Source organism: Streptomyces sp. NPDC003327, assembly GCF_053589515.1.
The window spans coordinates 48489-62612 of record NZ_JBSFSA010000005.1 but is presented as its reverse complement, the minus strand read 5'-3'; the positions used below and the strand labels follow the sequence as shown (position 1 = coordinate 62612).

At 73.8% G+C, this 14124-nt stretch carries 13 protein-coding genes; 9 read left to right on the top strand and 4 right to left on the bottom strand.

Features of this window, described 5'->3' with window-relative positions:
- Window positions 1-106 precede the first annotated feature (106 nt).
- Window positions 107-751 carry a DUF4328 domain-containing protein gene (locus ACWDVG_RS06305; protein WP_451696719.1) on the top strand — a complete coding sequence of 215 codons (645 nt, stop codon included), beginning with the start codon at window positions 107-109 and terminating at the stop codon, window positions 749-751.
- Window positions 752-817: 66 nt separating this feature from the next.
- On the top strand, window positions 818-1384 hold the full coding sequence (locus ACWDVG_RS06300) for a hypothetical protein (RefSeq protein WP_451696717.1): 567 nt from the start codon (window positions 818-820) through the stop codon (window positions 1382-1384).
- Window positions 1385-1407: 23 nt separating this feature from the next.
- Here ACWDVG_RS06300 and ACWDVG_RS06295 read toward each other — a convergent pair whose 3' ends face one another.
- Window positions 1408-2202 (bottom strand): Clp protease N-terminal domain-containing protein, encoded by a 795-nt coding sequence (locus ACWDVG_RS06295; RefSeq protein WP_451696715.1) that lies wholly within the window; start codon window positions 2200-2202, stop codon window positions 1408-1410.
- Window positions 2203-2732: 530 nt separating this feature from the next.
- On the opposite strand from ACWDVG_RS06295, the gene ACWDVG_RS06290 reads away from it, so the two are divergent.
- Together ACWDVG_RS06290 and ACWDVG_RS06285 are read left to right on the top strand one after the other, a co-directional pair.
- Window positions 2733-3452 (top strand): RNA polymerase sigma factor, encoded by a 720-nt coding sequence (locus tag ACWDVG_RS06290; RefSeq protein WP_451696713.1) that lies wholly within the window; start codon window positions 2733-2735, stop codon window positions 3450-3452.
- On the top strand, window positions 3452-4540 hold the full coding sequence (locus ACWDVG_RS06285; RefSeq protein ID WP_451696711.1) for a hypothetical protein: 1089 nt from the start codon (window positions 3452-3454) through the stop codon (window positions 4538-4540). Before ACWDVG_RS06290 ends, ACWDVG_RS06285 begins: the two co-directional genes overlap by 1 nt.
- 209 nt (window positions 4541-4749) lie before the next feature.
- On the opposite strand, the gene ACWDVG_RS06280 is transcribed toward ACWDVG_RS06285, so the two are convergent.
- Entirely contained in the window at window positions 4750-5598 is an 849-nt protein-coding gene (locus ACWDVG_RS06280; protein WP_451697009.1) for a L,D-transpeptidase family protein, read from the bottom strand.
- Between the two features lie 175 nt (window positions 5599-5773).
- On the opposite strand from ACWDVG_RS06280, the gene ACWDVG_RS06275 reads away from it, so the two are divergent.
- Genes ACWDVG_RS06275 through ACWDVG_RS06265 form a run of 3 tightly spaced genes read left to right on the top strand, consistent with a single transcriptional unit; the run spans window position 5774 to window position 8925 of the window.
- Window positions 5774-7354, top strand: coding sequence for an acyl-CoA mutase large subunit family protein (locus tag ACWDVG_RS06275; protein ID WP_451696709.1), 1581 nt, complete (start codon window positions 5774-5776; stop codon window positions 7352-7354).
- Between the two features lie 43 nt (window positions 7355-7397).
- Entirely contained in the window at window positions 7398-8066 is a 669-nt protein-coding gene (gene leuE / locus ACWDVG_RS06270; RefSeq protein WP_451696708.1) for a leucine efflux protein LeuE, read from the top strand.
- Window positions 8067-8103: 37 nt separating this feature from the next.
- Complete coding sequence (locus ACWDVG_RS06265; protein ID WP_451696706.1) at window positions 8104-8925, top strand: MerR family transcriptional regulator; 822 nt, start codon at window positions 8104-8106, stop codon at window positions 8923-8925.
- A gap of 86 nt (window positions 8926-9011) precedes the next feature.
- On the opposite strand, the gene ACWDVG_RS06260 is transcribed toward ACWDVG_RS06265, so the two are convergent.
- Complete coding sequence (locus tag ACWDVG_RS06260; protein WP_451696704.1) at window positions 9012-10331, bottom strand: alpha-2,8-polysialyltransferase family protein; 1320 nt, start codon at window positions 10329-10331, stop codon at window positions 9012-9014.
- A complete protein-coding gene (locus ACWDVG_RS06255) occupies window positions 10328-11395 on the bottom strand; it encodes a glycosyltransferase family 2 protein (RefSeq protein ID WP_451696702.1) in 1068 nt (355 codons plus the stop codon). The genes ACWDVG_RS06260 and ACWDVG_RS06255 overlap by 4 nt, the downstream gene beginning before the upstream one ends.
- Before the next feature lie 219 nt (window positions 11396-11614).
- On the opposite strand from ACWDVG_RS06255, the gene ACWDVG_RS06250 reads away from it, so the two are divergent.
- Window positions 11615-12904 carry a DUF6716 putative glycosyltransferase gene (locus ACWDVG_RS06250; protein WP_451696700.1) on the top strand — a complete coding sequence of 430 codons (1290 nt, stop codon included), beginning with the start codon at window positions 11615-11617 and terminating at the stop codon, window positions 12902-12904.
- Complete coding sequence (locus ACWDVG_RS06245) at window positions 12904-14124, top strand: cytidylyltransferase domain-containing protein (protein WP_451696698.1); 1221 nt, start codon at window positions 12904-12906, stop codon at window positions 14122-14124. The genes ACWDVG_RS06250 and ACWDVG_RS06245 overlap by 1 nt, the downstream gene beginning before the upstream one ends.

Genomic DNA, 14124 nt, shown 5'->3' with positions numbered 1-14124 from the left:
GTGGACGCGCGCCGTCCGCATCGCGTACGTTCCCCCGGCGGCGGCCGCGCGGCCGCCCCGGCGCCCCGGGGAGGGGCGCCGTCCGTTCCTGGGGGGAACCGCACTCGTGCTCCGCAATCCCAACGGCCTGTCGTTCGCCGTCGTGTCGCTGCTCGGCGTCACCGTCCTCGTCGACCTCTTCAGCGTCTTCGCCACCTTCGAACTGCAGACGGCGGTCACGGACTTTCCCGAGGACGACGTGTCCGCGCTCGACCTCGCGCTCGCGCTCGTCACGGTGACGGGGTCGCTCCAGCTGCTCGCGCTGATCGCGACCGCGACGCTCTTCCTCATCTGGTTCCACCGCGTGCGCCTGAACGCGGAGGTGTGGGCCGGGGACCTGCAGGGCCGGAAGCCCGGCTGGGCCATCGGCGGCTGGTTCGTCCCGATCGCCAACCTCTGGATCCCGCGGAGCGTCGCCGCCGACATCTGGCGGGGCAGCCGCGCCGAGCCCTCGGCGGCCGACCGCCCCGGTGAGCTGCTGCTGCTCAACGCCTGGTGGATCACGTTCGTGATCGACACGCTGGTGGCGCGCACCGCAGGCCGGGTGTACGAGCGGGCGGAGACGTCCGAGGAGTACGTCTCCGCCGCGAACTGGTTCTTCCTGAGCGACGCCCTGAACATCACCGCCGCCGTCCTGGCGATCCTCTTCGTGCGCCGTCTCACCTCTATGCAGCACGTGAAGGCCACTGGCATGATTCCGGCCGCGCAGTGACGAAATCGCGCCGCCCGGCGCAGTAGTGGAAGAACTGCGTCCGCATCGGGTGGCGAGGAGGCGTCCATGACGTCGGGAAACGGCCGGAGCCTGCTGGAACTGATCGACGGGGCCGACGAGCGGGGCATGGCCGCGGCCGGGCTCGCCTGCCTCGACCGCTGTCTGCCGCTGCTCGCCGCCGACCGCGGTGACGCCCTCCGGCCGGTCTGGGCCGCCGTCGCCCGCGGCGACGGGAACGCCTGGGGCGAGGCCGTCTCCAAGGCCCGCGTCGAACTCGACGGTACGGACGCGGGCGGCGGTACGGGCCGGGAGGTGAGCGCCATGCTCGCGGGCGCCCCCGCCGACTGGAGCCCCGGGGCCCTGCGCGCCTGGGCCCACGCGTGCTCCGTCGCCGCCCTCGTCGTGCACGGGCACCACGACGCCGCCGGGGTGCCGGACGGCCTCGTGGACCGCTGCCGGACCGGGGACGCCGACGGCGCGGGCCCGCTGCTCGCCGGGGAACTCCGCCGCCAGCAGGCCGTCCTCGAAGCGGTCGCCCACGGCCCGACCGGCCTGCGCCGGGCGCGTGAGCTCTCCGTCGAGGGCGGCCGGGTGCTGCGCGCGGTCGTCTCCCGCAGGGCCCGCACCGCCTGAGGCCGGGGGCCGGCCCCCGAGCCTCAGTCCGTCGTCGCGGGCTTCTCCGCGGAGTCCGCCGCGGACTTCTCCGCGGACGGGTCCTCGGCCGGCTCCTGGATCACCACCGAGGCGATCAGCTCGGCGATGTCCCGCTCCGCCGTCGCCTTGTCCAGGCCGAGCCCGCTCAGCACGCCCGCCCCGTCCTCGTGCTCCAGGAGCGCCAGCAGGATGTGCTCGGTGCCGACGTAGTTGTGCCCGAGGCGCAGGGCCTCGCGGAACGTCAGCTCCAGGACCTTCTTCGCCGCCGCGTCGTACGGGACGAGCGTCGGCGGCTCCTCGACGGCCGGCGGCAGGGTCGCCGCGACGGCCTCGCGGATGCGCTCGGGTGACACGCCCTGCGTGGTGATCCAGTGCACGGCGATCCCCTCGGGCTCGGCGAGCAGGCCGAGGGCGAGGTGACCGGGGACGATCTCGGCGTTGCGGGCGGCCGTGGCCTCGTTCTGGGAGGCCATGACGACGTTCCGCGCCCGGGGGGTGAAGCGGCTGAACCCGGCGTTCGGGTCCATCTTCTCCGCGTCCGGCTCCTTGGGGACGAAGCGCTTCTGGGCGGCCTGCCGGGTGACGCCCATGCTGCGGCCGATGTCGGTCCAGGAGGCGCCGGAGCGCCTGGCCTGGTCGACGAAGTGGCCGATGAGGTGGTCGGCGACGTCGCCGAGGTGGTCCGCGGCCATGACCGCGCCGGACAGCTGGTCCAGGGCGTTCCCGTGGACCTTCTTGATCGCTTCGATGAGTTCGTCGAGGCGAATGGGGATGGAGGGGCCGACTGGATTCGTCATAAGGCAACCTTAGGTTGACACTCGGCAGGGTGTCAACGACGGGTTGACAGTCCAGGGGGGCATGTCCACGGGGGTGCCATGTCCCCGGCGCGTCATGGGGCGTCATGCGGTGTCATCCGCCCAGGCGAATGAGAGACGGGAGAACGGCCGGGGGAGGGGCCGGGAGAAAGCCGCCGAAAAGCCGCGGAAGCGTCACGCGAGAGAGGGCGGACATGGGAGACGACCGGGGCCGCCACCCCCCACAGGAGAGGCCCCGGTCGTCATCCACGGAGCCGCAGCACGGCTCCGTACTCCATACAGCGCCGGGACTGCGCTTTCTGTCACACCGTCCGCGGCACCCGCCGCGGCACCCTCCGCGCCGCCGCTCCCGCGCCCCGTCAACACGCTGAGGTTGCAAGTTGCACAAAGACCCCGGACCGCGTGGACGAGACACCACGGCACCACGTAGCGTGAAGCCGCGCGAGCCAGCGTGGCGGTGGTGACCAGCCGCGATGACGCGACCGACGCGACCGACGAACAGGGTTTGGGGAGTGCTGGGGGACGACGCGGAGCTGACGACCGCGGTGCTCGCCGCGCAGTCCGGGGACGAGAACGCCTTCCGTACTGTGTATCGCGCCGTGCATCCCCGGCTGCTCGGCTACATACGCACACTGGTCGGCGACGCCGACGCCGAGGACATCGCCTCGGAGTCCTGGCTCCAGATAGCCCGCGACCTCGACCGGTTCAGCGGCGACGCGGACCGGTTCCGGGGCTGGGCCGCCAGGATCGCCCGCAACCGCGCCCTCGACCACGTACGGATGCGCGGCAGGCGCCCCGCCGTCGGCGGCGACGAGACCGAGCTCGCGGACAAGCCGGCCGACTCCGACACGGCGGGCGAGGCCCTGGAGGCCCTCGCCACCGGCGACACCATGCAGCTGATCGCCCGGCTGCCGCAGGACCAGGCCGAGGCCGTCGTCCTGCGCGTCGTCGTCGGTCTCGACGCCAAGAGCGCCGCGGAGACCCTGGGCAAGCGCCCCGGCGCCGTCCGCACCGCGGCCCACCGCGGCCTGAAGAAGCTCGCCGAGCTCCTCGGCGTGGAAGGCGAGGGCCTCGACGGAGCCGAGAGCGCGACGGGCGGCGGGAGCGGCGGATCGGGCGACGAGGACGTCGTGGCCCTGGACGGGGTCCCTCCGCAACGCGGACGAGGACCGGGGACCATGGCCCCCGGCGGTGTGACGCAATCACGCCCGCGTACGCAGAAGGACATGTGATGGCCGACGAGCGGTACCAGTGGCTCGACCAGGAGGCCGCGGAGCGGCTGCTCCGCGGCGAGCCGGTCGACGCCGTCGACGACCGTACGCGGTCCCGGGCGCGGCGCCTCGCCGAGGCCCTCGACACGGCCCGCACCCCGGCCCTCGCGGCCGACCCGACGGCCGAGCTGCCCGGAGAGGCGGCGGCCCTCGCCGCCTTCCGCAAGGTCACGGCGGAGCGCGCGGCGCTCGCCGCGGAGACCGCCGCCCTCACCGCGGCGGCCGCGGACGCGGGGACCCCCGACGCTCCCGCGGGCGCCCGCGCCGACCTGGGCCGGATACGCATCGCCCCGCTCGCCGCGCCCGCCCGCCGCTGGGGCCGTTCCGTACGGTACGGGCTGGCCGCGGCGGTCGCCGCCGTCACCGTCGGCGGGGTCGCCGTCGCGGCGGGCACGGGCGTCCTGCCGATCGGCGGGCCCGAACCCGCCGCCTCCGTCACGGCGGTGGAGAGCCCCGAGCCGGTGATCACCGACTCGCCCGGCATACGCAAGGACCCCGACACCCCCCCGGCGCACCCCGACCCGGACGGCCGCCCCTCCGGGACCCCCGGCACCCCCACCGCCGGCACCCCGGCACCCCCGTCGGGCGGCACCGCCACCGACCCCTCGGGCACCCCCGGCACGGACGCCGGCGACCCCGCCTCCACCGGCGGGACCGACGACGGCAAGGACAAGAGCGACGGCACCGGAGGCCCCGGCACCACGCTCACCCCGGACAAGGCCCGCGCCCGCTGCCTCGACTACCGCGCAGGGCGCCTGGACGACGCCGGACGCCGCCAGCTGACCGACAGCCTGCCCGCCGGCGAGACCCTGCGCCGCTACTGCGACCGGATCCTCTCCTCCGAGACGGGCGCGCCCGGCGGTTCCACCGGCCCCGGCGACTCCGAGGGCGGCGACTCCAAGGGCGGCGGCTCCAAGGACGACGACGCCAAGGAGGACGACCCCGGCCGTGGCGACGACAGGCACCCGGGCGGCCGCGACGGCTCCGGAGGCACCACCGGCAGGGACTCCGAGGACGCCGGAAACGGCACGGACGCGAACCGCCGCTGAACCCGCTCCGGCGCGGGTGTAACACTTTCGGCGCCCCCGGCGCAGTACTCAATGAGCCGACTGGTCATCGGCGGCGCAGCGAGCCGGGGTTCCCCCCGTACCTACGGCTCCGCGCATCGGCGCGGGTGGGACACGTTCCCCCGGTCCCACCCGCGCCCCTCTTCTTCCCGCGGTCCTCCCGCGGTCTCTCCGCGCCCGTTCCTACGGCGTCACCAGTGGACGACGACCTTGTCGCCGACCTTCACCTGGTCGAAGAGGGCGGCGAGCTTCTCCCGGTCCCGGACGTTCACGCAGCCGTGCGAGGCCCCGTTGTAGCCGCGGGCCGCGAAGTCCGCCGAGTAGTGCACCGCCTGGCCGCCGCTGAAGAACATCGCGTACGGCATGGGGGTGTGGTAGATCGTCGAGGTCCACGTGCGGGCCTTCCAGCCCACGCTGAACGTGCCCTCGCGGGTCGGGGTGTTCTCCGAACCGAAGCGGACGTCCATGGACGAGACGACCCGGCCGTCGATCATCCAGGCCAGCGTCCTGCTCTCCTTGCTGATGCACAGCACGCGGCCGGTCATGCAGCGCGCGTCCGGGGTGTCCAGCTTGTTGGTGGTCGACGGCTTCAGCTCGTCGGCGGTCGGCTCCTTCGTCAGACCGAGCAGCCGCTGCCAGGTCGCCTCGTCCACCGAGCCCGTCCCGGGCAGCCCGCGCGCCTTCTGGAAGGCCGAGACCGCGCGCCCCGTGATCGTGCCGTAGAAGCCCGTGGGCGCCCGGTCGAAGTGGTCCAGCTGCCGCAGCCGCGCCTGCAGTTCGCGCACCTGCTCGCTCTCGTCGCCGTCGCCCATGAGGGGCTTCGCCCCGGGCGTCGCGCCGGTCGGGTCGGCGGAGGACGAGGGCGCGCCGTCGGACGGCGCGGAGGACGACGGCGCGGAGGAAGACGGCGAGGTCGACGGTGCCGAGGACGTCGGCGCGGCCGTGGGCGCCTGCGTCGCCGGTCCGGTGCCGCCCCCGGCACCCGAACCGGCCGCCTGGGCCGTACAGCCCGCGGCGAGGACCACGGCCGACGTGGCCAGGGCCACTCTGCGTATGACGGACGAACGGTGCTGCATGTGGAGCCCCCCGAGTAACGACGTGTGTACGAAGGGATGCCGCCCGCGCCCGCGCGGTTGCGCACGTGACCGAAACGAGACGGGCATGCTGGAACGCGGCGGCTTCCGCCGGACGCAGGTCGATCGGAAGGCACACCACATGACGCGCGAGTCGGAGTCGGGACTGCCCATCGAGCCGGTCTACGGACCGGACGCCCTCGACGGCTGGGACCCCGCGGAGAAGCTGGGCGAGCCCGGCGCGTACCCGTTCACGCGGGGGGTGTACCCGTCGATGTACACGGGCCGCCCGTGGACGATGCGCCAGTACGCCGGGTTCGGCACCGCCGTCGAGTCCAACGCCCGCTACAAACAGCTCATCGCCAACGGCACCACCGGCCTCTCCGTCGCCTTCGACCTGCCGACACAGATGGGCCACGACTCCGACGCCCCGCTCGCGCACGGCGAGGTCGGCAAGGTCGGCGTCGCGATCGACTCGCTCGACGACATGCGGGTGCTGTTCGACGGGATCCCGCTGGACGAGGTCTCGACGTCGATGACCATCAACGCCCCGGCCGCCCTCCTGCTGCTCCTCTACCAGCTCGTCGGCGAGGAGCAGGGCGTCCCCGCCGACCGGCTGACCGGCACGATCCAGAACGACGTGCTGAAGGAGTACATCGCCCGCGGCACGTACATCTTCCCGCCGAAGCCCTCCCTGCGGCTGATCGCCGACATCTTCCAGTACTGCCGCGCCGAGATCCCGAAGTGGAACACCATCTCGATCTCCGGCTACCACATGGCCGAGGCCGGGGCCTCGCCCGCGCAGGAGATCGCGTTCACCCTCGCCGACGGCATCGAGTACGTCCGCACCGCCGTCGCCGCCGGCATGGACGTCGACGACTTCGCGCCCCGCCTCTCCTTCTTCTTCGTGGCGCGTACGACGCTCCTGGAGGAGGTCGCCAAGTTCCGCGCCGCCCGCCGGATCTGGGCCCGGGTGATGCGGGAGGAGTTCGGCGCCCGCAACCCCAAGTCGCTGATGCTCCGCTTCCACACCCAGACCGCGGGCGTGCAGCTCACCGCCCAGCAGCCCGAGGTCAACCTCGTCCGCGTCGCCGTCCAGGGCCTCGCGGCCGTCCTCGGCGGGACGCAGTCGCTGCACACCAACTCCTTCGACGAGGCCATCGCCCTGCCGACGGACAAGTCCGCCCGCCTCGCCCTGCGGACCCAGCAGGTCCTCGCGTACGAGACGGACGTCACCGCCACCGTCGACCCGTTCGCCGGGTCGTACGTCGTCGAGAGGATGACGGACGACGTCGAGGCCGCCGCCCTGGAGCTGATGGCCAGGGTGGAGGAGATGGGCGGCGCGGTCAGCGCCATCGAGCGCGGCTTCCAGAAGAACGAGATCGAGCGCTCCGCCTACCGCGTCGCCCGGGAGACGGACAGCGGCGAGCGGGTCGTCGTGGGCGTCAACCGCTTCACGGTCGACGTCGAGGAGCCGTACGAGCCGCTGCGTGTCGACCCGGCCATCGAGGCCCAGCAGGCCCGCAGGCTCGCCGCGCTGCGCGCCGAACGGGACGGGACGGCGGTGGAGGCGGCGCTCGCCGCGCTGAAGGAGGCTGCGGCGGGCACCGACAACGTCCTCCACCCCATGAAGGAGGCGCTCAGGGCGCGGGCCACGGTCGGCGAGGTCTGCGACGCCCTGCGCGAGGTCTGGGGCACCTACGTCCCGACCGTCGCGTTCTGAACGTCACAGCGGACTGTCGGACCCGTGTGCGAGACTCCGCATCATGCTGGGTGTCACCGATCTGCCGACCTATCTCGCGGGACTCGTCCTCATCATCCTCCTGCCGGGGCCGAACTCGCTGTACGTGCTGTCCGTCGCGGCCCGGAAGGGCACCCGCACCGGCTACAAGGCCGCGGCCGGGGTCTTCACCGGCGACGCGGTCCTGATGACGCTGGCCGCGCTCGGCGCGGCCTCCCTGCTCCAGACCACCCCGTTCCTCTTCATGATCGTGAAGTACGCGGGCGCCGGATACCTGGCCTGGATGGCGTACGGCATGCTGCGGGCCGCCTGGTCGATGTGGCGCTCGCGCCACGAGGTCGCGGACCTCGCGGAGGACGGGGCCGCCCCGGCGGGGGCCCCGTCCGGCCAGGGCGAGAACCCGTACAGGCGCGCCCTGATCATCAGCCTCTTCAACCCCAAGGCGATCCTCTTCCTGATCTCCTTCTTCGTGCAGTTCGTCGACCCCGCGTACGCCTACCCGGCGCTCTCGTTCCTCGTCCTCGGCACCCTGCTCCAGCTCGGCAGCTTCCTCTACCTGACGACCCTGATATTCAGCGGCACCCGGCTCGCCGCCGCGTTCCGCCGCCGCCGTCGGCTCTCGGCGGGCGCGACCACGGCGGCCGGGGCCCTCTTCCTCGGCTTCGCCGCGAAGCTCTCCGTCGCCAGTGCTTGACCCTCACACCGTGTGAGGCCGTTCCCTCGGTCGCACCATGTTCACCATCGGAGACTTCGCCCGGCACGGACGCGTGTCGGTCCGCATGCTGCGTCACTACGACGCCGTCGGACTGCTGCGCCCCGCCCACGTCGACCCGCACAGCGGCTACCGCTTCTACACGGCGGACCAGCTCGCCCGGCTCAACCGCGTCATCGCGCTCAAGGACCTCGGCTTCACCCTCGACCAGGTGCGGTCCATCCTCGACGAGGAGGTGGGCGCCGAGGAGCTGCGCGGGATGCTGCGGCTGCGCCAGGCCGAGCTGGAGACGGCCCTGCGGGAGGCGCGGGACCGGCTCGTCCAGGTCGGTGCGAGGCTCCGGGCCATCGAGAGGGAGGGACGCATGTCCACCCAGGACGTCGTCGTCAAGAAGATCCCCGCCGTGCGGATCGCCGAGCTGAGCGCCGTCGCCGCGAGCTTCGGCCCGCACGACATCGGCCCCGTCGTCGGCCCGCTGTACGACGAGCTGTGCGGCCGCCTGGAGGCGGCGGGCGTCACCGGTTTCGGCCCCGGGATCGCGTACTACGAGGACGCGGGGCGCGGGGACGGCTCGGTCCTCGTGCACGCCGGCATGACCGTTCCCGAGGGGACGGCCGTGGAAGGCGTCCTGGTCCACGTCCTGCCCGGCATCGAGGAGGCCGCGACCGTCGTCCACCGGGGTTCGATGGACGACGTCCTCCCGACCGCGCAGACCCTCGCCCGCTGGATCGAGGCCCACGGCTATGTATCCCGGCACTACGCCCGCGAGCTGTACCTGGAGTGCCCGGAGGACCGGTCCCGGTGGGTCACGGAGATCCAGGAGGCGATCCACCGCGCCTGAGGCCCGCGTGAGGCCGGCCGGCCGCCCCGCAGCGCGCGCCCGGTCCAGGGCTCGCGCCCGGCCGCCGCTCGCCGGCCGCCCCGCCGCTACTTCCGCAGGGCCTTGCGGAGCCGGAGCGCGCGGCGCGCGAGGCGGCGGACCTTCGGGTGCCGGGGGACCGGCAGCCCGCCCGGCAGGTCGAGGACGGTGAGGCGGCGGCGCGTGAAGTGGTGCCGGGTGTGCTCGGCGAGCGGCCCCGACAGATGGCGTACCGCCGCCTCCCGCAGGTCCGGGCGGATCTTCGGCTGCATCGCGAAGCCGACCGCCGCCACCAGGTCGTTGAGGCCGGCGGTGTCCGGTTCGGGGGCCCGGGTGCAGCCCTCCTCCAGGGGCGGGACGACCGCGTCGACCACGGTGAGCGGGATCCGGTTGCTGTTCTGGAACGGGGTGAGCCGCTCCAGGAGCTCCCCGGTGCCGACCCGCGCGACCGGCAGGCCGTAGAACGTGCGCGCCGTGAGCAGCGCCGTCGAGAAGCAGCCCACCACCAGGGCGGGCCGCAGCTCCCGGTAGAGCACCTCGGCGAGCACCGGCCGGTCCTCGACGACGAGCCGCGCGCCGAGCCGCTCCGCCTCCTCCCCGAGCGACCGCGTCCAGGAGTCGGGGGCCGTCGGGTGCGGCTTGAAGACGAGCCGCCGGTGACCGCGGGCCACGGCTCCGCGGACCATCCGCAGGTGCAGCTCCTCCTCCTCGGCGGCGCTCATGAGCTTCAGCGCGGCCAGGTACTGGCCGAGGAGCAGCGCCGCGTCCTCCCCGGACGGCGCGGCGGGCGGCCCGGCCAGCTCGTCCACGACCTTCGTGAACGCCTCCACCGGTACGGTCTCGGGCACCGGCCCGAACTCCGCGAGCAGCAGCGGCGCGAGGCCGGGGACCAGGTCGAGGTGGAGCAGCCGCCGCACCCGGCCGCCGATCAGCGGGTCGATCTTGTTCCGGGTCGGCCCGTAGCTCATCAGACCGTCCGCGTACACGGTGATCGAGGCGTCGGGGAGCAGCTGGGCGATGGCGAGGGCCGGGGTCACCTGGAGGGACTCCAGGGCGAGCTCGATCCGGTCGTCGCCGAGGTCCCACAGCGCGCGCAGGTGTCGCTGGAGCAGCGGCAGGTCACTGGCGCGCGGCGTCCAGCCGCCCGGGTGGAGCGGGGAGATGGTCTCGTTCCAGGACAGGACGGCGTCGAAGCGGTCGCGCAGCCGCGCGAAGCCCTCGGCCTCGTCGAGCGCGGGGGTCGTCTCCGGCACGGGCGCGTTGTTGCAGACGAGCAGGAGGCGCCGGTCGGCCGTGCCGAACGCACCGCTGTCGAGGGCGGCGGCCAGGGTGACCGCCCCGTAGAGGGTGGAGGCGGCGAAGATCTGGGTGGTGCGGCGGGTGCTCACGCGGCCACCTCCGGGGACGCCGCACCCGCACCCGCGCCCGCGCCCGCGCCGGAGCCGGACCCGGCGCCCGTACCCGTACCCGGCAGTGGGGCCGTCGGCGGTGGCGCCGGCCTGCGCCTGCGCAGTTTCCTCAGGAGCGTGGCGCGGTCCCCGCCCATCGACGCGAGCGCCTCGTCGAGCACGCCCTGCGGCATGCGGCGCAGCGCCCCGGCACTCATTCCCTTCAGCAGGCGGGCCACTTCCGGTTCGAACCGCTCGATCGACGTGTGGTGATGGAAAATCACCGCGCAATACGTGCGCACCGCTTTGGGAAGAAGTCGGTCGGCGTCCGGGTCCTTCGCCGTTTCCTCGACGACCCGGTCGAAAGCGCGAATGAAATCCAATTGCCGGACGTCGCCGATCTGGGTGAGCGAGGTCGATACTCCGCGCCGGTAGAAAACGCCCAGTTCGTCGATCGCGGCGAAGGAATCCGCCTCGCGGTGCAGCCGCCAGATCCAGGGCCGGTCCTCGGCCGTGCGCAGCCCGTGCGGGAAGTGCAGCAGCCCCCGGTCCAGGAGCCGCCGGTGGTAGACGCCGGCCCAGGCGTACGGATAGTCCACGGAGGTCGTGCGGTGCGCCGGCAGGATCGCGTCGCGCGGCCGCAGCACCTCGCGGCGGCGGGCGACGGGAACCCGGCGCACCGCCCTGGCCCGGCCGTTGACGGAGACGTGGTCGGTCCGCAGGAAGTCGCATCCGAGCTCCTCCGCGGCGGCGACGAGCCGCCCGAGGTAGCCGGGCGCCAGCCAGTCGTCGCCGTCGAGGAAGGTGAGGAACTCGCCGCGGGCGGCGTCGAGGCCGGTGTTGCGGGCCGTGGCGAGGCCCTCGTTCCGCTCGTGCCGGATCAGGACCGCGCCCGGCAGGTCGCGCGCGGCCCGTTCGAGGAGCTCCGGGGTCCCGTCCGTCGAGCAGTCGTCGACGAGCAGGAACTCGACGTCCCCGCGGGCGTTGGCGCGCAGGCTGGTGAGGGTGTCGGGGGCGTATGTCTGCACGTTGTAGAACGGCACGACGACGGAGAGCTTGACCACGCGGCCGACGCTAGGCGTCGACCCGGCATTCCCACCGACCGACGGGGGGATATCCGGTGAACACCAAGCGGCGGGCGGCTTAACCGCCTTTACCCGGTGGGGAATACGGCTCCCGTTTGTCCGGATCGCGAGCCGCTTCAGACGGCGGAGAGGCTCTGTTCACCCGTTGTTGTGGCCCAGTTGGGCCGGAAAGCGGAATGCCCTTCTAGCGTCCTCGACGTGCCAGCAAGTACCAGAGAAGCGGTACGGGTCGCCGTACTCGCCGACTCCGACACCCGGTGGAAATGGGGCGCACTCACCGCGCGCCGCCTGACGGAAACGACCGCCGAACCCACCGGATTCGTCCTGCGCGGACGGGCCACTCCCACCGCACGCCAGCTCGCCGAGACCGGGGTGTCCACGAACGCCCCCCGCGAGGTGACGGGCGTGGAGTTCCTGCGCGCGGTACGGGACGCGGAGACGCGCGGCGAAGGATACGACGTCGTCGTCCTCGCGCTGGTCGGCGGCACCGTCCGGGCCGTCCTGCAGGGCCTTGCCGACCTGGGCCTCGCCCGCCGCCCGGTGATCGTCACCGGCTACGTCGGCGTCGTCTACGAGAAGCTCACCGACGGGCTCCTGCTGCGCCACGGCGCCGACGTCGTCCTCGCCAACTCCCGCCACGACGCCGAGCGGTTCCACGCCGTGTACGAGGGCGTCGGCGCCGGTTCCGACGCGGTCGTCGAGGCCGCGCTGCCCTTCCTCGGCGGCGCCCCGCACGCCCCCGAGGCGGGCCGCGACACCCTGGTCCTCGCCGCCCAGCCCTCCGTGCCCGTCACCCGCGCCGAACGCGCCTACCTGCTGCGCCGGCTGATCGGGCACGCCCGGCTGCACCCGGGCCGCGAGGTCCTCCTCAAACTCCGCTCCAAGCCCGGCGAACACACCACGCACCTGGAGGAGTTCCCGTACCAGAAGCTGGTGCGCGACCTCGACCCGCCGCCCAACTTCCGCCTCGTGTACGGCAACATGGGCGAGGTCCTGGACCGCACCGACCTGCTGGTCACCGTCTCCTCCACGGCCGCCCTCGAAGCCCTCCACCGCCGCGTCCCCACCGCGATCCTCACCGACTTCGGCATCCGCGAGGCGCTCGGCAACCACCACTTCGTCGGCTCCGGCCTCCTCGCCTCCTTCGACCGGCTCGACAAGGGGTACGTGCCCGAGCCGGACGAGCGGTGGCTCGTCCGCCAGGGCGTCGCGTCCGACAGCCCGTACGAGGCGGCCTTCGACGCCGCCCGCGACCGGGTCGCCGCCCTCCTCGCGCTTCCCGGGCTGCCCCCGATCACCCCCTACTACACCGCGGAGACGGCCCCCGGCTACCTGCCCGGGATCCTCGCCCGCCACCGCCTGGACGTCTCCGCGCCCGAGCCCCGCGAGAGCGGGCTGCGCCGGATCGTCCGCGAGGCCGCCCGGGGCGCGTACCGCCACGGCGTCCAGCGCGTGGCCCCCGTCGTCCGCCGCCTTGGAGAGCTCTGATGACGACGCAGTCGACGCCGACGACGACCGGGCGGCCCACCGTCCTCGCCGTGATCCCGGCCCGGGGCGGCTCCAAGGGCGTCCCCGCCAAGAACCTCGCCCAGGTCGCGGGCGTCCCCCTGGTGGCCCGCGCCGTCCGGGCCTGCCTCACCGCCGGGACCGTCACCCACGTCCTCGTCTCCACCGACGACGCCGCCATCGCGGCCGCCGCCCGCGGCGCCGGGGCCGAGGCCGTGCACCGCCCCGCCGAGCTCGCCGGTGACACCGCCACCAGCGAGTCCGCCGTCCTGCACGCCATGGACGCCTTCGAGGCCGCCCACGGCCGCCCCGCCGACGTGGTCCTCCTCGTCCAGTGCACCAGCCCCTTCCTCTCCGCCGCCGAGGTGGCCGACGCGGCCGCGCGGATCACCTCCGGCGCCGCCGACACCGCCTTCACCGCCGCCCCCTCGCACGGCTTCCTCTGGCGCGAGACCGGGACGGGCGCCGAGGGCGTCAACCACGACAAGGCCCACCGGCCCCGCCGCCAGGACCGCGAGCCCGAGTACCTGGAGACCGGCGCCGTCTACGCGATGGACGCCGCCGGGTTCCGCACCCACCGGCACCGCTTCTTCGGCCGCACCGCCGTCGTCGTCACCGACCCCGCCCGGGTCCTGGAGATCGACGACCCGCACGACCTGGCCCGGGCCCGCGCCCTGGCGCCGCTGCTCGACGAGCCCGTCACCCCGCGCTTCGACGACGTCGACGCGGTCGTCCTCGACTTCGACGGCACCCAGACCGACGACCGGGTCCACCTCGACGCCGAGGGGCGGGAGTTCGTCTCCGCCCATCGCGGCGACGGACTCGGCATCGCCGCCCTGCGCCGGGCCGGACTGCCCGTCCTGATCCTCTCCAGCGAGCAGAACGCGGTCGTCGCCGCCCGCGCCCGCAAGCTCCGCATCCCCGTCCTGCACGGCATCGACCGCAAGGACCTCGCCCTCAAGGAGTGGTGCGAGGCCGAGGGCATCGACCCGCAGCGCGTCCTCTACGCCGGCAACGACGTCAACGACCTGCCCTGCTTCCACCTCGTCGGCTGGCCCGTCGCGGTGAGCAGCGCCCACGACTCCGTACGGGCCGCGGCCCGCGCGGTCACCGTCACCCCCGGCGGTTCCGGAGCGATCCGCGAGATCGCCGGATGGCTCCTCGGACCCGAGCTCCTCACCCCCGACACGCCCAACCCGTAA